This window comes from Streptomyces sp. NPDC034103, assembly GCF_055575395.1.
Map to the genome: position 1 here is coordinate 219,608 of NZ_JBVISS010000007.1, position 23,202 is coordinate 242,809.

Annotated in this window: 19 protein-coding genes and 1 tRNA gene; 8 read left to right on the forward strand and 12 right to left on the reverse strand. The window is 70.9% G+C overall.

The features are described 5' to 3' along the window. Nucleotides 1-192: 192 nt before the first annotated feature. Nucleotides 193-1,713 (reverse strand): MFS transporter, encoded by a 1,521-nt coding sequence (locus ACZ56U_RS17335; protein WP_469084842.1) that lies wholly within the window; start codon nt 1,711-1,713, stop codon nt 193-195. A 62-nt stretch (nt 1,714-1,775) separates the two neighbouring features. Between ACZ56U_RS17335 and ACZ56U_RS17340 the strand changes: the two genes are divergently transcribed. Continuing rightward, a complete protein-coding gene (locus ACZ56U_RS17340; RefSeq protein ID WP_469084843.1) occupies nt 1,776-2,741 on the forward strand; it encodes a helix-turn-helix transcriptional regulator in 966 nt (321 codons plus the stop codon). A gap of 439 nt (nt 2,742-3,180) precedes the next feature. On the opposite strand, the gene ACZ56U_RS17345 is transcribed toward ACZ56U_RS17340, so the two are convergent. Then, nucleotides 3,181-4,176 (reverse strand): sigma-70 family RNA polymerase sigma factor, encoded by a 996-nt coding sequence (locus ACZ56U_RS17345; protein ID WP_469084844.1) that lies wholly within the window; start codon nt 4,174-4,176, stop codon nt 3,181-3,183. 185 nt (nt 4,177-4,361) lie between these two features. Here ACZ56U_RS17345 and ACZ56U_RS17350 point away from each other — a divergent pair, with 185 nt between their 5' ends. Then, nucleotides 4,362-4,877 (forward strand): GNAT family N-acetyltransferase, encoded by a 516-nt coding sequence (locus tag ACZ56U_RS17350; RefSeq protein ID WP_469084845.1) that lies wholly within the window; start codon nt 4,362-4,364, stop codon nt 4,875-4,877. A 7-nt stretch (nt 4,878-4,884) separates the two neighbouring features. On the opposite strand, the gene ACZ56U_RS17355 is transcribed toward ACZ56U_RS17350, so the two are convergent. Beyond that, on the reverse strand, nt 4,885-5,676 hold the full coding sequence (locus ACZ56U_RS17355) for a dioxygenase family protein (protein WP_469084846.1): 792 nt from the start codon (nt 5,674-5,676) through the stop codon (nt 4,885-4,887). Between the two features lie 106 nt (nt 5,677-5,782). Here ACZ56U_RS17355 and ACZ56U_RS17360 point away from each other — a divergent pair, with 106 nt between their 5' ends. After that, entirely contained in the window at nt 5,783-6,298 is a 516-nt protein-coding gene (locus tag ACZ56U_RS17360) for a MarR family winged helix-turn-helix transcriptional regulator (protein ID WP_469084847.1), read from the forward strand. Between the two features lie 104 nt (nt 6,299-6,402). Here ACZ56U_RS17360 and ACZ56U_RS17365 read toward each other — a convergent pair whose 3' ends face one another. Continuing rightward, entirely contained in the window at nt 6,403-7,944 is a 1,542-nt protein-coding gene (locus ACZ56U_RS17365; protein WP_469084848.1) for an MFS transporter, read from the reverse strand. A 252-nt stretch (nt 7,945-8,196) separates the two neighbouring features. Then, nucleotides 8,197-8,838 (reverse strand): TetR/AcrR family transcriptional regulator, encoded by a 642-nt coding sequence (locus ACZ56U_RS17370; protein WP_391234319.1) that lies wholly within the window; start codon nt 8,836-8,838, stop codon nt 8,197-8,199. Between the two features lie 256 nt (nt 8,839-9,094). Between ACZ56U_RS17370 and ACZ56U_RS17375 the strand changes: the two genes are divergently transcribed. Next, entirely contained in the window at nt 9,095-10,372 is a 1,278-nt protein-coding gene (locus ACZ56U_RS17375) for a M6 family metalloprotease domain-containing protein (protein ID WP_469084849.1), read from the forward strand. Between the two features lie 274 nt (nt 10,373-10,646). Then, nucleotides 10,647-12,347, forward strand: coding sequence for an IclR family transcriptional regulator domain-containing protein (locus tag ACZ56U_RS17380; RefSeq protein WP_469084850.1), 1,701 nt, complete (start codon nt 10,647-10,649; stop codon nt 12,345-12,347). Nucleotides 12,348-12,508: 161 nt separating this feature from the next. Here the strand turns inward: ACZ56U_RS17380 and ACZ56U_RS17385 are convergent, their stop codons facing one another. Beyond that, a complete protein-coding gene (locus ACZ56U_RS17385; RefSeq protein ID WP_469084851.1) occupies nt 12,509-13,858 on the reverse strand; it encodes an aminotransferase-like domain-containing protein in 1,350 nt (449 codons plus the stop codon). Between the two features lie 112 nt (nt 13,859-13,970). Between ACZ56U_RS17385 and ACZ56U_RS17390 the strand changes: the two genes are divergently transcribed. Both ACZ56U_RS17390 and ACZ56U_RS17395 read left to right on the forward strand, forming a co-directional pair. Beyond that, a complete protein-coding gene (locus tag ACZ56U_RS17390) occupies nt 13,971-14,618 on the forward strand; it encodes a LysE family translocator (protein WP_469084852.1) in 648 nt (215 codons plus the stop codon). 88 nt (nt 14,619-14,706) lie between these two features. Then, nucleotides 14,707-14,779: transfer RNA gene (locus ACZ56U_RS17395), tRNA-Arg, on the forward strand. A gap of 333 nt (nt 14,780-15,112) precedes the next feature. Here ACZ56U_RS17395 and ACZ56U_RS17400 read toward each other — a convergent pair. Both ACZ56U_RS17400 and ACZ56U_RS17405 read right to left on the reverse strand, forming a co-directional pair. Then, nucleotides 15,113-16,357, reverse strand: coding sequence for a hypothetical protein (locus ACZ56U_RS17400; protein WP_391452109.1), 1,245 nt, complete (start codon nt 16,355-16,357; stop codon nt 15,113-15,115). A 58-nt stretch (nt 16,358-16,415) separates the two neighbouring features. Next, on the reverse strand, nt 16,416-17,687 hold the full coding sequence (locus ACZ56U_RS17405) for an OmpA family protein (protein ID WP_469084853.1): 1,272 nt from the start codon (nt 17,685-17,687) through the stop codon (nt 16,416-16,418). A gap of 101 nt (nt 17,688-17,788) precedes the next feature. On the opposite strand from ACZ56U_RS17405, the gene ACZ56U_RS17410 reads away from it, so the two are divergent. Continuing rightward, nucleotides 17,789-18,328, forward strand: coding sequence for a Pycsar system effector family protein (locus ACZ56U_RS17410; protein WP_469084854.1), 540 nt, complete (start codon nt 17,789-17,791; stop codon nt 18,326-18,328). Between the two features lie 18 nt (nt 18,329-18,346). Here the strand turns inward: ACZ56U_RS17410 and ACZ56U_RS17415 are convergent, their stop codons facing one another. From ACZ56U_RS17415 to ACZ56U_RS17430, 4 genes are all read right to left on the reverse strand, one after another. After that, entirely contained in the window at nt 18,347-19,228 is an 882-nt protein-coding gene (locus ACZ56U_RS17415; protein WP_469084855.1) for a hypothetical protein, read from the reverse strand. Then, nucleotides 19,225-21,354 carry a hypothetical protein gene (locus tag ACZ56U_RS17420; protein WP_391452117.1) on the reverse strand — a complete coding sequence of 710 codons (2,130 nt, stop codon included), beginning with the start codon at nt 21,352-21,354 and terminating at the stop codon, nt 19,225-19,227. The genes ACZ56U_RS17415 and ACZ56U_RS17420 overlap by 4 nt, the downstream gene beginning before the upstream one ends. Nucleotides 21,355-21,367: 13 nt before the next feature. Then, on the reverse strand, nt 21,368-22,072 hold the full coding sequence (locus ACZ56U_RS17425; protein WP_391452119.1) for a hypothetical protein: 705 nt from the start codon (nt 22,070-22,072) through the stop codon (nt 21,368-21,370). A 184-nt stretch (nt 22,073-22,256) separates the two neighbouring features. Beyond that, nucleotides 22,257-22,976, reverse strand: coding sequence for a Crp/Fnr family transcriptional regulator (locus tag ACZ56U_RS17430; RefSeq protein ID WP_469084856.1), 720 nt, complete (start codon nt 22,974-22,976; stop codon nt 22,257-22,259). Nucleotides 22,977-23,202: the final 226 nt, after the last annotated feature.

A 23,202-nucleotide genomic window follows, 5' to 3' on the forward strand; every position in this document is an offset into this window, starting at 1 on the left:
TCGCTCGGAGGCTACGCCCGGATTTCCGGAAAGTAAACAGGTCCGGGCATCACCCGGACATGAACGGGCTTGAGGGTCGGGCAGGAACGGACTTCCGGGCCCGCCCCCGGATCATGCGTCGGGCCTGCTCACGGCAGACGGAAGGCCCGGCGCCCCGGGTGGAACCCAGGTGCCGGGCCTTTTCCTCTGTGGTCAGACGAGCTCCGGCTCCTTCTGCCCCACGGGACCCGTGGGTGCCTGCGCTGCCTCGGCCCCCTCCACGTGCTGCACCGCCCGCTTCGGCAGCGCGAACATCAGCAGGAAGATCACGCCCATGATCGCGGCCACCCACCACAGCGCGCCCTGGAAGGCGTCCACGAACGCCGGGCCCACGTCGACGGGCCGCAGATCGTCGGCGATCGTGCCGAAAAAGACCACCGAGACCAGGCCCAGCCCCAGCGCGTTGCCCATCTGCTGCACGGTGTTGATCAGGCCGGACGCCGAGCCGGCGTGCTCGCGGGGCACCCCCGACAGCACCATGTCGGTCAGCGGCGCGAAGATCAGGCCCATGCCGACGCCCATCACGACCAGGGGCAGGGCCATCTGCCAGGGGGCGATGGACATGCCGTAGCGGTCGGCCTCCCAGAGGTAGAGCAGGACGCCCGCCGCCATGGTGAGCGCGCCCGCCTGGAGCACCTTGCGGCCGAAGCGCGGCACCAGCTTCTGCACGGACAGCCCGGCCGCCACGGAGACCGCGATCGAGAACGGGACGCCGGTCAGGCCCGCCTTCAGGGGACGCCAGCCCAGACCGGTCTGCATGTAGAGCGTCCACACCAGGAAGAAGATGCCGAGCCCGATCCCGAAGACGGTCTGCACCGCGATGCCCGCCGCGAAGCTCTTCACCTTGAACAGCGACAGTTCGACCAGCGGGGAGCCGTCCCGCGCGCTCTTGCGCCGCTCGTACGCCACCAGCACCCCGAAGACGACGAGCGCACCCGCCATCGACACGTATCCCCACAGCGGCCAGCCCAGCTCACGGCCCTGCGTCAGCGGGTAGAGCAGCATCAGCAGTCCGAGCGTCACCAGGGCGACGCCCACCAGGTCCAGCTTCAGCGCGCGCGGTGCCCTGGACTCGGTGATGTAGCGGCTGCCGAGGATCAGGCCGGCGATGCCGACGGGCAGGTTGATCAGGAAGATCGGGCGCCACTCCAGACCGAACAGGTTCCACTCCGTCAGCAGCGCGCCGAGCAGCGGTCCGGAGACCGCGCCCAGGCCCACGATCGCGCCGAACAGCCCGAACACCTTGCCGCGCTCCTCCGCCGGGAAGGTGGCGTGCACGATCGACAGGACCTGCGGCACCATCAGCGCCGCCATGCCGCCCTGGAGGATGCGCGCGGCGACCAGCATCTCCGGGTTCGCGGCGAAGCCGCAGAGCGCGGAGGCGACGGTGAAGCCGCCGATGCCGAGGAGGAACAGCCGCTTGCGACCGTGGATGTCGCCGAGCCGTCCGCCGGTGATCAGTCCGGCGGCGAAGGCGAGCGCGTACCCCGCGGTGATCCACTGGATCTGGCTGACGGACGCGCCCGCGTCGGCCTGGATGGACGGGATCGCGATGTTGACGATCGTGACGTCGACGAGGTCCATGAAGGCCGCGGTCATCACGATCGCGAGGGCGAACCAGCGACGCCGGTCAGACGTGGAAGCCATGGCTCCCGGGATTTCGGTGGAGGTCATGCCGCGAAGCTACGGCCGCAATAGGTCAGATCGTGTCCTAGTTCTACGGCATCCTCGAACTCATGACGACGGACACCCCGGCTCGGCTCCTCCAGCTCCTCTCCCTCCTCCAGACCCCGCGGGAATGGCCGGGCGGCGAGCTCGCCGACCGCCTGAGCGTCTCCCGCCGTACCGTGCGCCGGGACATCGACCGGCTGCGCGAGCTGGGCTATCCCGTGCAGGCGACGAAGGGCGCCGACGGCGGGTACCGGCTGGTCGCGGGCAAGGCGATGCCGCCGCTGGTCCTGGACGACGAGGAGGCGGTGGCGATCGCGGTCGGACTGCGGGCGGGTGCCGGGCACGCGCTGGAGGGCGTCGACGAGGCCTCGGTGCGGGCGCTGGCGAAGCTGGAGCAGGTGCTGCCGTCCCGGCTGCGCCACCGGGTGTCCACCCTGCAAGCGGCGACCACCCCGCTGACCAGCGGGGACGGGGCGAGCATCGCGCCGGAGACCCTGACGGTGATGGCGTCCACGGTGGCCGGGCACGAGCGGCTGCGGTTCGCCTACCGGGCGAAGGACGGGGTCGACTCGCGGCGCGTGGTGGAGCCGTACCGGCTGGTGTCGACGGGACGGCGTTGGTACCTCGTCGCGTACGACCTCGATCGCGCCGACTGGCGGACGTTCCGGGTCGACCGGGTGAGCGAGCCGTTCGCGACCGGGGCGCGGTTCACGCCGCGGGAGTTGCCGACGGGGAGCGCGGCGGAGTTTCTGCGGCAGTCGATGTACCGGCGGCAGGAGACGTACGGGTTCGAGGCGACCTTCGAGGCCTCGGCCGACTTCGTGGCGGCCCGGCTGCCCGGGTGGCTGGGGACACCGGAGCCCTTGGGGGACGACCGGTGCCGGCTGCGGGCCACCGTGGGGGACGCCGTGGAGTGGATGGCGGTGCGGCTGGCCACGGTGGGCTGCGACTTCACGGTCCGGGAGCCGGAGGAACTGGTGCGCTGTGTACGGGACCTGGGTGCACGGCTGACCCGGGCGGCGGGCGACTGAGGCGCCCCGCTCCGCTGCACGTGGGCCCGCTCACACCGGCAAGCTATGCCCATGTGACACAATCTGCCATCCGGCGGGCGTCCCCGGGGTTCAGGTACGGGGAAGCCCGCCGCCCAGCATGCCCGGCCGCACGGACGCCCCGCGAACTGGGCCCCGCACCCCTGAATCCGTAGCCCTGGAACAGGGGCAGAGCCGGACCCCGGCGCCCGGGGGGAGGGCGCCGAAGTCCGGCTCAGGGAGAGTCCCGGCGCCGGGGGGGTTGCGGCGGGACTTGGTCATCGGGGCCCGGACCGTCGTCCGGGAGTCGAACTGGTGGGCCCTGAAGTCTTGTTCCCAGGGTTCCACCTGTTGAAGCAGTCGGGGACCGCTGTGTTTGCGCCGCTTTCGCGAACCGGCGCACGCGGGCACACGGCCCGTGAGGCGAGCCGTGTCCCAACCCTTACGCCGCCGCGTCGAACCCGGTGTCCCGGGCCAGCTTCTTCAGTTCGAGCAGCGCGTGCTTCTCGATCTGCCGGATCCGCTCGCGCGTGAGGCCGTGTTCCTTGCCTACCTCGGTCAGCGTGCGCTCCCGGCCGTCCTCGATGCCGTAGCGCATCTTGATGATGGAGGCCGTGCGCTGGTCGAGGCGGCCGATCAGGTCGTCCAGTTCCTCGCTGCGCAGCAGCGTCAGCACCGACTGCTCGGGCGAGACCGCGGAGGCATCCTCCAGCAGGTCGCCGAACTGGGTGTCGCCGTCGTCGTCCACCGGCATGTTCAGCGAGACCGGGTCGCGGGCCCAGTCCAGGACGTCCGTGACCCGCTCCGGGTTCGAGCCGAGCTCGGCGGCGATCTCCGCGTGCTCCGGGTCCCGGCCGTGCTCGCGGTTGAACTCGCGCTGCACACGGCGGATCCGGCCCAGTTCCTCGACCAGGTGGACGGGGAGGCGGATGGTGCGGGACTGGTCGGCTATCGAGCGGGTGATGGCCTGGCGGATCCACCAGGTCGCGTACGTGGAGAACTTGAAGCCCTTGCGGTAGTCGAACTTCTCCACCGCGCGCACCAGGCCCGCGTTGCCCTCCTGGATCAGGTCGAGCAGGGGCAGGCCGGCCCGCGGGTAGCGGCGGGCGACGGCGACGACCAGGCGGAGGTTGGAGCGGATGAAGACGTCCTTGGCCCGCTCGGCCTCGGCGACCAGCGCCTCCAGCTCCTCGCGGGTGGCGTCCGCCCGGGCCTCCTCGAGTCCGTCGAGGACCTGTCGTGCGAACACACCCGCCTCGATGATCTGTGACAGCTCGACCTCCTTGGCGGCGTCGAGCAGCGGCGTACGCGCGATCTCGTCGAGGTACATGCCGACCAGGTCGCGATCGGCGATCTCGCCGCCACGGGCGCGAACACTGTTTGCCGCGTGAGTCCCGCCAGTGGCGGACTGACGACGGGCGACGGCACGGGTTGCCATGCGTGCTCCCTTGCGGTTTTGGGCTGGCGGGTGGTCCTGTGGACGCCTGGCGCGTCTTCGGCACTGTCCTCGGGTGCCCTGCATCCGATGGAAACAACGACTGGAATCAGGACAGAATTCCCAACCCGCGCCACTATTTTTCTGATCATGCAGTACCCTGTGCGGCCACACGGGGAGGGCGGGCGATGACGGAGCGTACAGAGGTGCAGGTCAGGCCAGGAGTCGAGGCCGACCTCACGGCCCTCACGGACATCTACAACCACTATGTACGTGAGACGCCGATCACATTCGACACGTCTGTCTTCACTCCGGAAGAGCGACGCCCTTGGCTGCTCTCCCACCCTGAAGACGGTCCGCACCTCCTGAAAGTTGCCGCTGACGCGGACTCACACGAAATTCTCGGTTACGCCACATCCAGCCCGTTCCGTCCGAAGGCCGCCTACGCCACCTCCGTCGAGGTGACGATCTACCTCGCCCCGCACGCGGGCGGCCGCGGCATCGGCACGCTCCTGTACAAGGCCCTGTTCGAGGCGCTGGCCGACGAGGACGTCCATCGCGCCTACGCCGGTATCGCCCAGCCCAACGAGGCCTCGCGGCGCCTGCATGAGCGGTTCGGCTTCCGGCACGTCGGCACCTACCGGGAGGTCGGCAGGAAGTTCGGTCGCTACTGGGACGTGGCCTGGTTCGAGAAGGAGCTGTGAGCGGGTCTCAGCCGAACTGCACCGACCGCTTCGCCATCCCCAACCAGAACCCGTCGATCACCGACCGCTGCTCCCCGAGCTCACCGGCCGCCTCGGCGGCCCCCATCGCCACGAACAGGGGTGCGAAGTGCTCGGTGCGCGGGTGTGCCAGGTGGCCGGCCGGGGACTTGTGGAGGAAGTCGAGCAGGGAGTCGACATCACCGGAGTCCAGCGCGCACCGGCCCCAGTCGTCGAACTCGGTGGACCAGCTGGGCACTCCCCCGCCGGTGTGCCGCAGCGCGGCCAGGTTGTGGGTGAAGAACCCGGAGCCGACGATCAGCACGCCCTCGTCGCGCAGCGGCGCGAGCTTGCGGCCGATGTCCATCAGCCGCACCGGGTCCAGGGTCGGCATGGAGATCTGCAGGACCGGGATGTCGGCCTCGGGGAACATCTCGACGAGCGGGACGTAGGCGCCGTGGTCGAGGCCGCGGTCCGGGACGTCCTGGACGGGGACGCCGGGTGCGCGCAGCAGCTTGCGTACGGACTCGGCGAGTCGCGGGGCGCCGGGAGCCTCGTAGCGCACCTGGTAGTAGTGCTCGGGGAAGCCCCAGAAGTCGTAGACGAGCGGGACCGGTTCGACCGCGCCGAGCGCGAGCGGGGCCTCCTCCCAGTGGGCGGAGACCATGAGGATCGCCTGGGGGCGCGGCAGGCCGGCGGACCAGGCGGCGAGTTCGCCGGGCCAGACCGGGTCGTCGGCGAGGGGCGGGGCGCCATGGCTGAGGTAGAGCGCGGGCATGCGTTCCTGGGTGGCGGTGGACATGGCGGCTTCCTCCGGACGGAATTACTTGAAGTCTAAAACTCCTGAGGAAAAAAGTGTACGCCGAACTTGTTTAACATTCAAGGAGAGCTCTCGTACAGTGGAACCCATGAACACGGCATCCCCCTCCACCACCGCCGAGGAGCCGAAGTGGCTCACCGCCGAGGAACAGCGCGTCTGGCGCTCCTACCTGCACGCCACCACGCTGCTCGAGGACCACATGGACCGCCAGCTCCAGCGTGACGCGGGCATGCCGCACATCTACTACGGCCTTCTCGTCAAGCTCGCCGAGTCCCCCGAGCGGCGGCTGCGCATGACCGAGCTGGCCATGCACGCCAAGATCACCCGATCCCGGCTCTCGCACGCCATCGCCCGGCTGGAGAAGAACGGCTGGGTCCGCCGCGAGGACTGCCCCTCCGACAAGCGCGGCCAGTTCGCGGTGCTGACGGAGGAGGGCCGGCGGATGCTCGCGCAGGCCGCGCCGGGCCATGTGGCCGTCGTACGCAACGCCGTGTTCGACCGGCTGACCCCGGAACAGCAGAAGTCCCTCGGCGAGATCATGGAGATCGTCGCCGAGGGACTTCAGCCCAACGAAGCGGGTGCGGACCTGCCCTGGCTGCGCTGAGCGGTTCGCTCAGTCACAGCGGGGCAGGCCCTGGGTCGTACGTACGGAGCGTCCCCGTCCCCGTACGTACGAGACCCGGAAGGGGTACGACCCGACGGTCGTCGTCAGTGGGCGACGACCGGCACCTGGAACTCGTCCTCGATCGCCTCACCGGAACCGGCGACCGCGTGGTCCTCCGGCTTGCCGGCGGTGACCAGCGTCACCACGATGACCGCGGCCAGGACCAGCATGCCGACGGCGAACCAGATCGCGTTGGTGTAGCCGTGCACCTGACCCTCCAGCGCCACCAGCCGGGCCTGCGCCGGGGAGGCCGCGGAGCCGATGTGGTCGGCGACGTAGGTGGTCGTGGCGGACGCGGCGATCGTGTTCAGCAGAGCCGTACCGATCGCGCCGCCCACCTGCTGCGAGGTGTTGACCATCGCGGAGGCGACACCGGCGTCCCGGGGCTCGACGCCCAGGGTGGCCAGGGACATGGCGGGCATGAACGCCGTACCCATGCCGAGACCGAGCAGCAGCATCGCGGGCAGGATGATCGAGGCGTACGACGAACCGATCTCCAGCTGCGTCATGAGCAGCATGCCGACCGCGGCGACCAGGAAGCCGGGGCCCATCAGCATGCGGGCCGGCAGCCGGGTCATCAGGCGGGTGCCGATCTGGGTGGAGCCGACCATCATGCCGACGATCATCGGCATGAAGGCGAAGCCGGTCTTGATCGGCGTGTAGCCCTTCACGATCTGCAGGTAGTAGGTCAGGAACAGGAACGTGCCGAACATCGCGATGATCGCGATACCGAGCGAGAGGTAGATGCCGCCGCGGTTGCGGTCGGTCACCACGCGCAGCGGCAGCAGCGGGGCCTTGACCTTGGCCTCGGTGACGACGAAGGCGAGCAGCAGGACCGCGGAGGCGACGAACATGCCGATGGTCACCGAGTCACCCCAGCCGTCGGACTCCGCGCGGGTGAAGCCGTAGACCAGCGCGACCAGGCCCAGAGTGGAGAGCAGGACGCCCGGGATGTCGAGGGGGTTGCGGTTGCGGCCGCCCTCGGGCTCACGGATGACGAAGTACGCGCCCAGCGCGGCGGCGATGGCGAACGGGATGTTGACGAAGAACGTCCAGCGCCAGTCCATGTACTCGGTCAGCACACCGCCGAGGATGAAGCCCACCGCACCGCCACCACCGGCGATGGCGCCGTAGATGCCGAACGCCTTGGCGCGCTCCTTGGCGTCCGTGAACATCACGGCCAGCAGGGAGAGCGCGGCGGGCGCGAGCAGCGCGCCGAAGACGCCCTGGAGGGCGCGGGCGCCGAACATCATGGCCTCGTTGGTGGCCGCGCCACCGAGCGCGGAGGCACCGGCGAAGCCGATCAGGCCGACGACGAAGGCGTTCTTGCGGCCCCACAGGTCGGCTATCCGGCCGCCGAACAGGAGCAGACCACCGAAGGCGAGGGCATAGGCCGTCACGACCCACTGCCGGTTGCCGTCGGAGATGCCCAGGTCGGTCTGGGCGGAGGGCAGGGCGATGTTCACGATGGTCGCGTCGAGGACGACCATCAGCTGGGCGAGCGCGATGAAGATGAGCGCCTTCCAGCGGTTGGGGTCGCCGGTGCCGGCGACCGAACCGGGAGCCTTGGAGGCTGTTTCAGACATGGGTGTACCCACTTCGGGACTTCGTGACGGAAAAACGCAGTGACAAGGGGACGGTCCGTCTTCGGTGACGGCCGGTGAACGTCGAACGTCGTGACAAGGACTGCTGTGGCGCTCTGAAGTAATCGGTGCGGTGGCGCTGTGACTAATCGGTGCGGTGGCGTGCTCCGCACTGGTCGGTGCGGTGGCGCTCTGTACTAATCGATGCTGTGGCGCTCTGTACTAATTGATGCGGTGGCGCTCTGTACTAATCGGTCAGGCCTGGCGCAGGTCCTCCATGGTCATGGCCGAGCCCGGCAGGACCGAGCGGGCGGGGGCCCGCAGCCCGTCGAGGAAGAGCTGAAGGTGACGGTGGACGAACCGGTCGACGTTGAGGCAGTCGGTGCCGGCCAGGGGCCGGCTGAGCTGCGCCACGGCGACCGTCAGGTCCCCGACGCCGATGTCCGTGCGGAGCTGTCCGGCCGCCTTGGCGCGGTCCATGAGCTCCGCGATGAGCTCCTCGCACCGCACGCGTGCGGCCTCCAGGTCGGGGTGGTTCTGGTCGAAGGTGCTCTGGACCATCGGGCACAACGCGCTGACCCGTTCGTCGGCGGAGGTGTGCACGAAGCGTTCCAGAGCCTCGAAGGCGTCCCCGGTCTCGGCGAGCGCGAGCTCGGCCGCCTCCGTCGTCCGGTCCATGACGGAGCAGACGACCTCGCGGACGAGCGCGTCCCGGTCGGGGAAGTTGCGGTACACCGTGGCGTTGCCGACGCCGGCGCGGCGGGCGATCTCGTCGAGCGGCACCTCGGGGCCGAACTCGGTGAACATCTCCCGGGCGGCGGTGACGATGCGCTCCCGGTTGCGCAGGGCGTCGGCGCGGGGCCGGGTCACCTTCTTCTGCACAGTGGTCGCGGTCACGGCGTACTCCTCGGACAGGGGGTTGGCGATCCGGGGAAGGCTTCCCCGTTTCGCGCGGACACAGGTCTAAACGGGGAGACGCTCCCCGGTTATTTCGGGTTGAGGGAAAGATTTCATGTGACCTGAATCACAAGACGGTCGGAGAGAAACCCACGTTCGGCCTCTCCAGCGAGCGCCCACCCCACCCGCGACACAGGGTGATCGGAAGGGTGCAGCCCGTGGACCTGCGGCTGCCGGGGACGGAAGAGGGCCGTGCATGCAGCAGACCAGCCGGATACGACCGCGCCGCCTCGCCTCCCTCGCCTCCGTCACCGCGCTGACCCTCGGCGTCTGCACCTCGGCCGGCACCGAGCACCTCGCTCCCCCGCCCGCGCCCGCGGGAGCCGGCCCCGTCGCGCCGGCCCGCACCTCCGCCCACGGCCCCTGCATGATCCGCGGCGGCACCGCCGTCCAGATGTCGGAGGGCGTGCCCACCCCCGGCGGCTACTCCCGCTCCACCGGCACGGTCCGCGCCCTCACCCTGATGATCGACTTCTCGGACGCCCCGGGCCGCGGCCGCGCGCTCGACCGCTTCGAGGAGTTCTTCCCGCAGACCCGCGACTGGTTCCGCACCAGTTCCTACGGCCGTCTCGACTACCGCGCCGAGACCCCGGTCCCCGGCTGGCTGCGCATGCCGAAGTCCTTCGGCTCCTACGGCATAGAGCGCGGCGCCCCCTTCGACCCCGGCTACCGGGAGCTGGTCCGGGACATCGTGGCCGCCGCCGACCCGAAGGTGGACTTCCGCTCGTACGACTTCCTGAACGTGCTGGTCACCCCGAACGCCGGGCCCTCCGCGCTGGACACCGTCCTGTCGGTGACCTTCGCCGGGAACCCGGACGCGCCGGTGGCCGACGGGGTGCCGGTGGCCAACGCGTCCTTCGTGTACTCCCGCCAGGACGACGGCTCCGGTTCCTTCCCGCGCACCGGTTACCGGGTGCTGCCGCACGAGAACGGCCATGTCTTCGGCCTGCCCGACCTCTACACCGCCGAGGGCGGCGGCGCGGTCGGCCACTGGGACATCATGAGCGAGGACTGGGGCGCCAACAACGACCTGCTCGGCTGGCACAAGTGGAAGCTGGGCTGGCTGGACCCCTCCCAGGTCAGCTGTGTGACCACGCCGGGCACCACCGAGTACACGCTGACCCCGCTGGCCCGCTCCGGCGGCCCCAAACTGCTCTTCGTGCCGGTCAGCGGCCGCACCGGATACGCCGTCGAGCTGCGCACCCGCGACGGCAACGACGAGGCGGTGTGCCGGCCGGGCGTGCTGGTCTACCGGGTCGACGCGGACGTGGACACCGGCATGGGCCCGGTCTCGGTCTACGACTCCGAGCGCGACAGCGGCGGCTGCACCCGCAGCCCCAACGTCCACGCGGAACTCTCCGACGCGCCCTTCACCCCCGGCGAGGACTTCGAGGACCGGAGGAAGGGCATCCGGATCAGCGTGATGGGGACGGATCCGGCGGAGGACTACCGGGTGCGGGTGACGCGGAGGTGAGTGGGCGGGGTACGGGGATCCGGCCGGGGATTGCCGGGTGCGGGTGACGCGGAGGTGGTGGGCGGGGCGCGGGGATCCGGCCGGGGATTGCCGGGTGCGGGTGACGCGGAGGTGGTGGGCGGGGCGCCGGGATCCGGCCGGGGGCTACCGGGTGCGCGGGCCGGGGCGCCGGGATCCGGCCGGGGATTGCCGGGTGCGGGTGACGCGGGGGTGAGTGGCCGGGGCGGACCGGGATTACGGTAGGCCTTCCCGCGACCGCCGTACCGGAGAACCGATGCCCGCGAAGACCACCACGGACCACCCGGCCGCCCTGGCTTCGGCCGGCTCCGCCGCCGCACCGGCCGAGGCGGTCACCCCGCTGATCCGCGGCGTCGCCGTGCTGCGGGAACTGACCGAGGCGGGCGGCACCCTCAGCCCGAGCGCCCTGGAACGCGCGACCGGCCTCGCCCGCTCCACGATCGACCGCATCACCTCGACCCTGGCCCGGATGGGACACGTCCGCGTCGACGGCCGTGACGTGGTCCTGACCCCCCGGCTGATGGAGCTCGGCAACGCCTATCTGGCGGCCCTGCGGCTGCCGGCACTGCTGGACGCCCGGGCCGACCGACTCGCCGACGAACTGGACGAGTCGGTGTCCCTCGCGGTCGCCGACCGCGACGGCATCCGCTTCATCCACCAGAACACCCGCCGCCGCGCGATGTCCCTGAGCTTCCGCATCGGCGACCTGCTCCCGGCCGAACGCACCGCGCCGGGCGCCCTGTTCGCGACGGAGTGGACGGCCACCGACTGGGCCGGCTGGCGCGCCCGCCGGGCGGCGGACCCCGAGGACCGCGGCTTTCCCGCCGTACCCCCGCGCGAACAGGCCGCCCCCGCCGCGCAGTTCGAACGGCGGGTACGGCAGGCGGGCGCGGACGACTGGGCGCTGGACGACCAGTTGATCGAGCCGGGCCTGGTGGCCGTCTCGGTTCCGGTACGGGACCCCCGTACCGGCCGGATCGCGTGCGCGGCGAGCGTCGTGAGCCACACCAGCCGGCACACCGCGGCGGGCCTGCGCGAGACGCTGCTGCCGCGGCTGCGGGCGGCGGTGGCGGACATGGAGCGGGAGTTGCGGGAGGCGCCGTCCGGCGACACGGAGCCGCCGCCCTGCGATCTGGCCCTGTGGACCGGGGCGTCCAAACAGGAACTGGGCCGGGAGTTCATCGAGTCCCTGGCCCGCGGACTGACGGTGCTGACCGCCTTCGGCGAGGGCCGGGCCTCCCTGACCCTGACCGAGGTGGCCAAGGCGACGGGCCTGGCGCGGGCGACCGCGCGCCGAGCGCTGATCACCTACGAGCACCTGGGACTGGTGACGGCGACCCCGCACCGCACGTTCACGCTCACACCGCGGGTGCTGTCCCTGGGCTTCCCGCCGCTGTCACGGACGTCGCTGCCCCGGATCGCCACACCGCACCTCGCGGAACTGGCCGCGCGCATCCACGAGTCGGCGTCCCTGGCGGTGCTCACGGCCCCCGGCGTCTCGGGGCACGAGATCCAGTACACGGCCCGGGTGGCCACCCAGCGCGTGATGAGCGTGAACCTCGCCGTCGGCACCCGGCTGCCCGCGTACGCCACCTCCATGGGCCGCGTCCTGCTGGCCGGACTCCCCGCCCCACAGCGGGAGTTCGGCGAGCTGCGCCCGCTGACCTCCCACACCCTGACGGACCCCGAGGCGCTCACCCGGGTGCTCGACGACGTCCGTGCGCAGGGATACGCCCTCGTCGACGAGGAGTTGGAGGAGGGGCTGCGCTCGATCGCCGTCCCGGTGCGCGACCGCAGCGGAACGGTGGTGGCGGCGCTGAACACCGCGATGCACACCACCCGCCGGACCACCGCGGAGTGCGTCCGCGACCTCCTGCCCGAACTGAGGGAGACGGCGGCCCGGATCGAGGGGGAGCTGCGGGTGGCGGCGCGGTTCACGCGGGTGCCGGTGGTGTGAGCGGGGGGTGGGGGGCTGGGGTGCGCCCCTGTTCATGGGCCGGGGCCGGTCGGCGGTGCGCACCTGGTCACGTACGGGCCGGCAGACAGGCGCGGCGGGCCGCATGTCCGCGACGGTGAACGCGACGGCGACGGCGACGGGAAGTTCGGGCGCCGCCGGGGTCAGCCGGTGACGAGTTCCTCCGGTGTGGAGCGGGCGAGTTCGGCGAGGGTGCCGAGGGCCCGGGCCAGCACCTCCGGCGGGGGTGTGGCGAGGCCGAGCCGGACGGCGTTCGGGGCGTGGTGGTCGGGCGTGGTGAACGCGGCGGCGGGCACCACCCCGATGCCGTGCCGGGCGGCCGCGGCGACGAAGGTGTCCGCGCGCCACGGCCGCGGCAGCCGCCACCAGCAGTGGTAGGAGCGCTGCTCGCCCCGCACGTCGAACCCCTCGAGACAGCGGGCCGCGATCCGCTGCCGGGCCACCGCCTCCCGCTGCTTGGCCGCGACCAGCGCCTTGACGACGCCGTCCTGCTGCCAGCGGTGCGTGACCTCCAGGGCGAAGCGGGCCGGGGCCCAGCCGCCCGACCGCAGGGCGGAGACGATCCCGGTCGTCAGCGCGTCCGGCGCCACCACAAAGCCGAGCGTCAGACCGGGGGCGACCCGCTTGGAGAGGCTGTCGACCAGCACCGTCCGCTCGGGCGCGTAGGCGGCGAGGGGCGGCAAGTCGTCCTGGAGAAAGGCCCAGATGGTGTCCTCCACCGCGACGATCCCCAGCCGGTTCAGCACCTCGGCGAGCCGCTGGACCCGCTCGGCGGGCATGGTGAGCGAGAGCGGGTTGTGCAGCCTCGGCTGGACGTAGACGGCGTGCAGCGGAGCCGCCGCGTGGGCCTCGGCCACGGCCTGCGGGACCAGTCCGGACTCGTCCATGGCGAGCGGGACCAGGGTGATGCCGAGACCCGAGGCGATGGCCTTGACGGCGGGGTACGTCAGCTCCTCGACGCCGAGCCGGCCGCCCGGCGGCACCAGGGCGCTGACGACGGCCGAGATCGCCTGTCGTCCGTTGCCCGCGAAGAGGACCTGGGCCGGGTCCGGGCGCCAGCCGCCGCGGGTGAGCGTGTCGACGGCGGACTCCCGCGCGGCCGGGAAGCCGACGGTGCCGACCGGCCGCAGGGCGTGTCCGAGGACGTCGGGCCGCAGCAGCCCGCCGAGCGCGTCGGCGAGGAGCGCGTTCTGCTCGGGTACGACCGGATAGTTGAGCTCCAGGTCGATACGGCCCCCCTCGGCGGGCTCGGTGAGGGCGGGGGCGGACACCGCGGACTCGGCGGGCACCGCGCGGACGAAGGTGCCGCGCCCCACCTCGCCCACCGTCAGGCCCCGGCGCCCCAGTTCGCGGTACACGCGGGCGGCGGTGGAGCCGGCGATGCCGTGCTGCCGGGCGAAGGCGCGCTGCGGGGGGAGGCGGTCGCCGGGGCGCAGGGCGCCGGACCTGATCTCCGCGGCGACGGCGTCGGCGACGTTCTGATAGTCGTTCACGACCCTCCACCCAACCACGGCATTGCACCGAGCGCAATATAAGATTGCACCGAGCCAATCGACAGTCCTAAGCTCCGAGCAATACAGCGGCGGCAGCGGGACGGGGGCTCTCATGATCGAACCGAGTGGGCTGATCGGCGTGACGGTGGTGGCGCTGGGCATGGTGCTCACGCCCGGCCCGAACATGATCTACCTCGTCTCCCGCAGCATCACCCAGGGCAGACGGGCGGGCCTGGTCTCCCTCGGCGGCGTCGCGCTGGGCTTCATGGTCTACCTGCTCGCCGCGAACCTGGGCCTGTCGGTCGTCTTCGCCGCGGTGCCGGAGCTGTACCTCACGGTCAAGCTCGCGGGCGCGGCCTACCTCGCCTACCTGGCCTGGAACGCCCTGAGGCCGGGCGGGGTCTCCGTCTTCGCACCGCAGGACGTACCGCCCGACTCGCCACGCAGGCTGTTCACGATGGGCCTGATGACGAACCTCCTGAACCCGAAGATCGCCATCATGTACGTCTCGCTCATCCCCCAGTTCATCGACCTGGACCGCGGCCACGTCCTCCTCCAGGGCCTGCTCCTGGGCTCGGTCCAGATCGTGGTCAGCGTCGCGGTCAACCTCTGCCTCGTCCTCGCGGCCGGCGCGATCGCCGTCTTCCTGGCCCGCCGCCCCTCCTGGCTCAGGGTCCAGCGCTACGCCATGGGCACGGTCCTGGGCACCCTGGCGATCTCCCTCGCCATCGACACCTCAACCCCGCCCAAGCCGAACTGACGCCCCGCCCACAGCCCCCCGACGCCGGCCACGGCCCCCACACCACCCGCTACACTGTCGCCGGTGGCATCACGCACGCCACACCCTCGCCTTCGTAGCTCAGGGGATAGAGCACCGCTCTCCTAAAGCGGGTGTCGCAGGTTCGAATCCTGCCGGGGGCACAACGCGTTACCGCTCTGGCCTGGGGTTTCTCCCCTAGGGAGGGGTTTTAGTCGGCCCCGGACTCCTCGTCCGGGGCCGTTTGCGTGAGCGGACGGATCGCCAGGCTCCGGTATTTCTGCCTAAAGATCAGCACCATCCGGCACGCGCTTCGGTCGGGATCCTCCGCATCGTCGGGCTCGGGCTCCGCTTCGAGTGCGGCGTTCTCGGGGAGGTCTTCTCGGAGAGGCCGTCTCCAAGACGCGGATGCGGTCAGGAACCGCAGCACCCCGGCCGGACACCTATCAGGCTGACGCGGAGTCGACGCGGGCTCCCGCGGCTGTTCCCGGCCGGCGTCATACCGGGCCGAGTTGACAGTCGATGCGGCTGATCAGCTCGGTGCGACGGGCGCGCAGCTCGGTGGGGGCGCAGGTGACGGCGATTCGGTGGGCTTCGACCAAGGGGCCGAGCTCGGGTGGGGGCTCGACCACGCCGGAGAAGAGCGGCGCCATCCACGCGGCTGTCGGCGCCTGCGCCTCCACTCCGCCCGGCGAGGCGGCCGGGGCGGGCGGGAGGTGGCCGGCCTGTCCGTGGACCATGCGGGCGGTAAGGATGGCCGCCTCCCAGACGCGCATGCTCTCCAGGCGTACTTGCGAGGCCAATTCATCGCGTAGCGCGCACAGGTCGCTCCACGCCCGCTCATGCTCGCGCAAGGCATCGCCGACTCGCCGTACCAGCCAGGCATACGTCAGCCTGGCCCGCAGCAGGCCACGGCGGGCCTCGGCCGCGCTGTCCGCGTAGGGGTTGTGGGCGAGGACCTTCATCGCCACGGCGGTGATCGCGAGCACCAGCATCAGTACGGCGACCCAGCCGGGCGCGTAGCGGGCGCCCTCGACCTCCTCCGTTCCCGTGTCACGGGCCCTCAGTACCGCCCACACGGTGACCGTGGACAACACGGCGGCCAGGTAGAGGACAGGCAGGGCGAGCGAACCGAGCAAGGACAGTCCCGGGCGGTCGCGCAGAGCGTGCAGCCACTCGCGTACCCGGTGCAGCGGGGCCGCGATCGCGTGGCCGGACAGCATCAGGGCCAGGGCAAGGACGACACCGGGCAGGAAGGAGACCGTCTGCTCGGCCAGTGAGACCGTCTCCTCACTGGTGGTGAGGTACTGGAAGACCCGCATGAAGTACCACGCGTCGAACAGGGCCATGGCGGCGATGACCGGCCAGCGCAGGACCCGTATCCACATCTCGCGGCGGCGCCGGTCGTGGGCGCCGTCCTCCGCGTGGCGGGATTCGACTGCCTCGTGGGCCACTCGGCTCGTCCGGAGAGAGGCTGCGGCCTCGAAACGAGCCAGCGACTGCACCGCCTCCTCGGTCCGTGCGTGGGCGTCGATCGTACGGGCCCGGGCAGCGGCGAGTTGCTCGCGGTTGTGGCCGACGAGCTCGGCGACCTCGCGGGCCGCGCGCAGCAGCATCCGCATCTCACCGTTGTCCAGGTGTTCCGGGTCCCGTTCCGGACCGTGTTCCGCGCTTTTCACCAGGTGTCGGATGTCGCATCCACAGCCGTGGTGGCAGGGGATGCCTCGATGGGTCTGGGACATGGACGACGTCCTTTTCTGCGATGTGCTTCTCGAACGGCTGCGGGCGGAGTCGGGTCGGTCAGCGGCGCACCGTCACGGTGATTTCCACACGGCGGTTGCACGCCATGGCCGCGTAGTCCGGTACGCCGTCGTGGTACTCAGGAGTGCAGCTGGGCCGGTCGTCGGAGTAGCCACGGGCGGACGCCACCGCGGTCCCGCGCTCGGCGAGGGCGGACCGGACGGCCAGCGCGCGGGCCAGCGAAAGCTGCCTGCCGTGCTGTTCGCTGCCGCGTGAGTCGGTATGGCCGGAGACGGCGACCGAGACGGGATCGAGGTCGTCGATGCGCCGGGCGGCGTCGTCCAGCGCGCTCTGTGCCGACGGGGACAGCTCCGCGCTGTCGGTCGCGAACAGTACGGAGCCGGGCAGGATGATCGTGGTGGTCCGCCCGGACCGCTGCTCCGCGACGGCCGGGAAAGTCACCTCCGGTTCCGTCTTGCCGGCCCAGGTGTTCCTTCCCGCCTGGCGGACCCGGGCGGTGGCGGCCACCTCGCAGGAGGAGGCGCCGGTCGCGTCGCACACCTTGCTCCAGAAGGTGGTCAGCCAGGCGGTCTGCGGAGAGGACGGCGCCTCGCCCCGGGCAGCATGGCCTATGCCCACGAGGGTCACCTCGGTGCCCGTCAGATCGGGCAGTTCGCCTGCCTTGCGACAGCGCTCCACCGCCGCCTTGATCTCCGCCGTGCCGTCGAACCCGGCGGAGCGCAGATCGGCGCAGCCGGTGTTCGTCAGTCCGTCGGTCGCCACGACGATCCGGCGGCGGCCCCCCTGCGAGCCGAGCTGGTCGCCGGCCGCGGCGAGCGCGCCGAGCACATCGGTCCGGCCGGTGCCCGGCCCTTCGGCGGCCAGCTGCCGCAGCCGTTGCCTCAGACAGTCGCGCCGGCCGTCGCGCCGGTCCTTCTTCAGCGTGCCGTTGCCCTTCACGGGTGTGACGAATGTACGGTCCACCGCCCAGCTGACGGTGGCCCTGGTGCCGTCGAAGCCGGCGGCGGACAGGGTACCGCCCTCCAATGCCGAGGGCGCGAGTTCCCGAGCGGCCAGCACAGTGGCCGCCCAGTCCGGCACCCGGTCTCCCGGCGGGGTGGTCCGGTCCGGCCGGGCGGACGGGCTGCGGTCCACGAGCACGATGGTCCGCTCCTGGGTGTCGTTCGCGCCGTCGGAGCTACGGTCCAGCCATGCGCAGGGCCGCGCTTCGGGCGTGTCGAACGCACCGCAGCCGCTGCCCGCCAGGACGGCGGTCAGCGCCAGCGCCCCGGCGAGGAGCCGGCTGAGGCGTGGCGGGGTCAAGAGGCTCACTGGGGTCTCCAATACAGGGAAATGCACATTTGTGACTGTTCTCCGGTGGAAACAGAGGAGTTACTGGAGGTCCTCGACCATTCGGTGCCAGGAGGTTCTCCGTGCCCAGTTCCGATCCGTCCGCCGGAAACGCCACCGCGGGAGAAGAGAAAGGTGCCGCTCTCCAGTCGGGGCTGACCGTTTACACGTCACTCCACGCGTCGGCCCAGTTCGCCGACACCAAGGTCGGCATCCTCGGTGCCGTTCAAGCGGGGCTGATGGCCACGGCTGTACCGCAGGGCGGCGTGATGCGCGAGGCGTGGGAGCGGGGCGGGCCCGGCGCCTGGGCCGCGGTGGTCCTGCTGTTGCTGCAGGTGGCGACGTTCCTGCCCGCCGTGTACTGCGTGGTCCAGGCCCTCCGCCCCCGCCTGGGGCCGCCGCCCACCCCCAACAGGTTCAGTCTGCCGTTGCTGGCCGTCGCCGACGGCACCGCTCCGCCGGCGGACGAGGCCGGTGAACGCAGGGAGATCTGGCAACTGATCCCGGTGCTCGCCCAGGTGGTGATGACCAAGCACCGGTACATCGCCAGGGGTGTCGTCTGGACGGGGCTGATGGCGGTGACGGCCGGGCTGTCCTTCCTCACCGGTCCGCTGCTGCCCTGATCCCCGCGCACCGCTGCCTCAGCCCCGGGCCGGCCGTGCCCGGGGCAGCGGCTCCGCGGGCTCTCCTCCGGAGTCCAGCTCGCCCGGCAGAGGCAGGCCGAACAACCGCATCGCATGGCCGAGTTGACGCTCGTTGGTGGCGACGAACTCGAAGAGATCCTGCGCCTGGTACGCCTTCGACTGCTTCTCCAGGAGCTTGACGAACGTGTCGACCTGGTGCTGTCGCTGCCGGAACATCTCGCCGACCTCGGTGGCCGCCTTGTCCGGCTGCTCGGCCAGCAGCACCGCCCATGGCGTCAGCCAGGCGAGCGCGTCGTCGTTCTGCGGTACCCCGGCCAACCCGCCGGCGAGGAACGCCCGCCACTTCTCGGCGACCTCGCTCAGCAGCCGTACCTGGAGCTCGGACTTCGCGTACCGGTGCTCGATGTCCTGGAGTTCCAGGGCCGCCTTGCGCTGCTGTTCCAGTACCTCCGGCGCGGGCTGGAGATAGGCGACGGTACGACAGCTCACCAGCCCGTTCTCGAAGCATTCCCCCTCCCTCAGGTGGTCGTTGACGGCGCGCTCGGCCTCCTCGGCACGGAACGGCTCGTAGCGGCGGGCGATGTCACGGACTCGCTCCGTGAGTCGTTGGGGCATGACCGCCTGATAGCCGTCGAGGGCACGGCCGAGCGTCTGGTCGTCGACGCGCCCCTCGGCGCACCAGTCGCAGCGGATCTCGACCTGGAAGCCGAACCCGTCGCCCTTGGCGGGGGTTTCGAACCTCACGATCGAGTTGCGATGCACCGACGTGATCTCCGGCACCTCGACCGTCACGGCTTCGAAGGGCGTTCTTTGCTCCGGTCGGCCGCCGAACAGACCTCGCAGCCAGGCGAACGGGCCACGACGCGATGTGCTGGTCACATCGACCACCTCTCCTCCAGAAGGGACTTGATATGCAGCGCCGTGTCGCCATCGGGGAGTTGATGACCCCACAGCCGCAGGTGGAACAGCAGCCGCTCACGCAGCCGGTCGCCCTCGACGTCCGGCTCGGGCAACTCGGCGAAGAACTCGGTCACCAGCTCGTCGAGGCCCGGTTCGTCCCCGGCCCGCTCCACCCACAGCCGCATGCAGTTCCAGCCGCACTGGCGGTGTGTACGGCTGCTGCTGAGCAGCGTCCGCCGGCTCAGCAGCAGCAGGTGCTCACGGGACCCCGGCTCCTTGAGGAAGGCGGTGACCGCTCGCTCACCACGGAATCTGCTGAGCCCCTGGAAACACTTCGCCGCGTCGTCGCGCAGCCAGTGGCGTGACGAGGCCGACCACTGGGCCAGCCGCTCCAGCACCTGGGCTCGTGATCCGGCCGCGTAGATCTCCCGTACCGCGGCCCACACGCTCCTCGTCCCCGCCCCGGCGATCCGCTCCAGACTGCTCAGCGCCTCCGCGGGGAACTTCGCCCCGATCCGCGTGCCGTACGCGGCTTGGGCACACGCCTGGAAGTCACGGCGCTGGGACCAGCGCGACAGCAGGCGCTGAACCCGGGGGGCGAGCAGCGGATCGGTCACCGCCCGTTCCAGCGCCCAGGCCGCCGCGAACCACCGCCGTTCGGCGTGTTCCCCTCGTTCGGATGCCCAACGTACGAGCAGTTCCTCGTGTACGTAGGCCCAGTCGAAGGTCGCCAGCAGACCGACCGTCTGAGCGGCGGACACCCGGATGTCCTCCTCGCCCCGGACGACGAGGCTGTCCAGCCACTCCAGCAGGGGGCCGCGGGCCCCGCTGTGGTCATGCCACAGCACCTCCAGGACCGCCTCACCGAGACCGGGCTGGCTGACCCGCACCAGGCACTCCGGGTGCCGGGCCCCGACCGGTTGCCCGGTCCGGTCGGTGAACTCCACGTCGGAGTGGTCGAGCCAGTCCCGCACGCTCTCCTCGAACAGCGGCATCGCCGGGACCGAGGAGGGTGAGCGCACCCCGTGCAGCAGCTCCGCAAGCCTGTGGGACTCCCGGCTGACCCGGCTCAGCGTCGTCCCGTCGAGCACCACACAGGCCAGCAGGAACGCGTGCGACCACAGGGACAGCTGCTGCCTTCCTGCCCCGTCGGCCGCATTCTTCTGCGGCGGTCCGAGGAGCCTCACCGCCTTGGCCCGCAGCTCGGCTCCCAGCCCCTGCACGATCTGGTCGATGTCGTCGCCGTCACGCACCCGCCGCGCCAGCTGACCGGCCAGCCCGGCGACCTCGGCCATGGACCTGCGCCCGCGCAGGTCCTCCCGCAGGCCGTCGTGCTCCAGCAGTTTGCGGCAGTCCAGCGGCCGGTCGGCGAGCAGCACCGTCAGATGCCGCTCCAGCACCTGGAACGGTGTCCCGTCCGCCACCTCGTGCTCGACCACGTGCCCGGTCAGACCTCCGACCGGAACGTGGTCGTCGACGATGATCACCAGTGGGGAACGGCCGTACGTCGCTGCTCGCAGCCGTATGAGCAACTGCGGGCGCAGTTCGTTCGCCCACTCCGTGCCGTCGCCCTCGATGACGTGGCCCCGGCTCGGCTGAAGGCCTCTTTCGTCGGTCACCAGCCGACGCACGCCCGCCTGCGAGTCCAGGACGACGACGCCGGTGTCCATCGCCTGCCGCACGGCGAGCAGTGCCGTGGTGTAACGCCCCGAGCCGGGGGCCCCACGCAGCACCGCGACCCCGTGTCTGGTCAGGTGGTCGACCAGAGCGGTGTGCGTGGCCGGTGCCACGTACAGCTCGCGCAGCCGGTCCAGGTCGTCCTCCGGGACCCGGCCGTCGACAGGGTCGACGGCCGGAGTGCCGTAGTAGTTCTTGTAGATCGTCCCGGCCGCGTCACCGCTGCCGAAGCCGACGGCTCTCGCCTTGACTCCCCCGTCGACGACGGTCTGCGCCAGGCCGCGTTCCCGCAACTGCCGGATGTGATCGACCTGTTCGTCGGTCGCCTCCGTGCCGGCGGGTGTGGACGCGGCCTCCTCCTCGTCGGCGGACGGCTCAGCCGGAAGCGGGTCCATGTGTTCGTTCACGGGTTCGGTCTTGTCGTCCATGTCTCACGCACCATCACCCGTAGTACTTCTTGTGCATGGTCCTGGCCGCGTCGCCGCTGCCGAAGTGGAAGACGCCGCCCTTGTTCTTCTTCACCACGTTGGTGGGCGCGGGGGCCGCGGCCTCCTCCGGCTCCGGGTCGGCCACGAGCGGCTCCAGCTCCTCCCGGCCGTGCTCCGGTACGTGGATCCAGCCGTAGCCGCTGAACTCCTTCTGGTGAACGTGCACCCTGACGTACCGGCTCGGATCCAGGCCCTGGCCCTCGCCTCGAAGCCGGACCACGTCCTGGTAGATCCGGTCGGAGACGATCAAGGCGAGATCGGTCGAGCCGAGGGCCTCCAGCACGCGCTTCAGCTGGGGCGCGTTGAGATAGCGGGCCACGGAGACGGGGGCGGGCCCGCTGTAGCCGAGAGCGGCCGTGCGGGCCACGCCGAAGTCGATGGCGAGCCGGAGCCTCATCCGCTCTTCTTCGGCGCGGTTGGCGTTGCGCTCGCCGAGCCGGACGGCCAGGTTCCGTACAAAGGCGCCAAGTACCACCGGTTCCTGGGTTTCGAGCGGCAGGACGGCGAATTCCTGATCGCCTTGCGGCTGGCGTTCCCAGGCCGTGCGGTCCAGGCCGCTGAGCACCGCCGCCTCTTCCAGCACCCGCACCAGGTCGGCTTGGAAGGCCTCCTGGCTCGGGGTGTCGAGGCGGCTGTACTTCTCCACGTCGGCGGCCATGCACAGATGCCGTGTGATGATCTCCTGCGAATGTGAAGGCGAATGCGATTGCGATGTCATGGACTCGGTCACCCGTCTGCCTTGGTCGAACGAGGTCGGGCGTCAACTGTGCGCCCGGAGGCGGGGAACACCGAGTGGGTCGTAGAAATACGGTTTTCGGCAGGCGGTGCGGGCGACGCCCCTGTTACGGAACGGCCGCGGGCAGCTGGGCGATTTCCCGCAGCCGGTTCACATCGAGGACAGTGGTGCGGCGGTAGCCGGTGGTGATGAGTTCGTCTCTGCGCAGTTCGGCGAGCGCCTTGTGGATGGTGACCTCCGCCGAGCCGGTGAGCGCGGCCAGTTCCGGCTGGGTGAGGTCGACCCCTATGACCAGCCCACGCGGCACCGGATGCCCGTACGAGGTCGCCAGCTCGGCGAGCACGCGAGCAAGCCGCACCTTGACCGGATACCCCCCGAACTCCACTCGCCGTTGGTTCGACCAGCGCAGCCGCTGCACGACGATCCGGTTGACCGCGCGCGCCGCCTCGGGGTGGGCTTCGAGGAACACCCGGAGGTCGGACTCGCGGACGATGCTGGCGACGATCTCTCCGCAGGCGGTGACCGTGGCCGACCTCGGCGCACCGTCGTCCATGGCGGCCATCTCGCCGACTATGTCCCCTCCGACCCGGATGGCGAGCAACGCCTCGTGGCCGTTGTCCAGGCGAGCGGTGACCTTGACGAATCCGGAGCGCAAGAGCACCACATGGTTGGAGAAATCGCCCTCGCGGATCAGGATGTCCTCGGACAGGTAACGGCAGCGGGTACCGATCCCGAGCAGCTTGGTACGGACAGGTTCCGACAGGCCACCGAGGAAGCTGCGGGCGGGCCACCCCTCCAGGCCCTGGGATGGGGACTGCGGCGTCAAGGGCGCTCCTCTCCTTCTCCGCACCACTTTGATCTGCTTCTGATCCGTGCGAATCAGCTGTTCCAGAGAAGCAGTTGTCAGGGGACCAGGGCAGAGTGCGCGGAGGGTCCACTTGATGCGCTGGGCGCGCGCCAGGGGCGCACACCAGGACGATGAGCGCCCATGCAGCAGCCTCGACTACTACGCGGATGCCGGCCGACGGGGAGGGGGCGTGAGCGAGATCAGC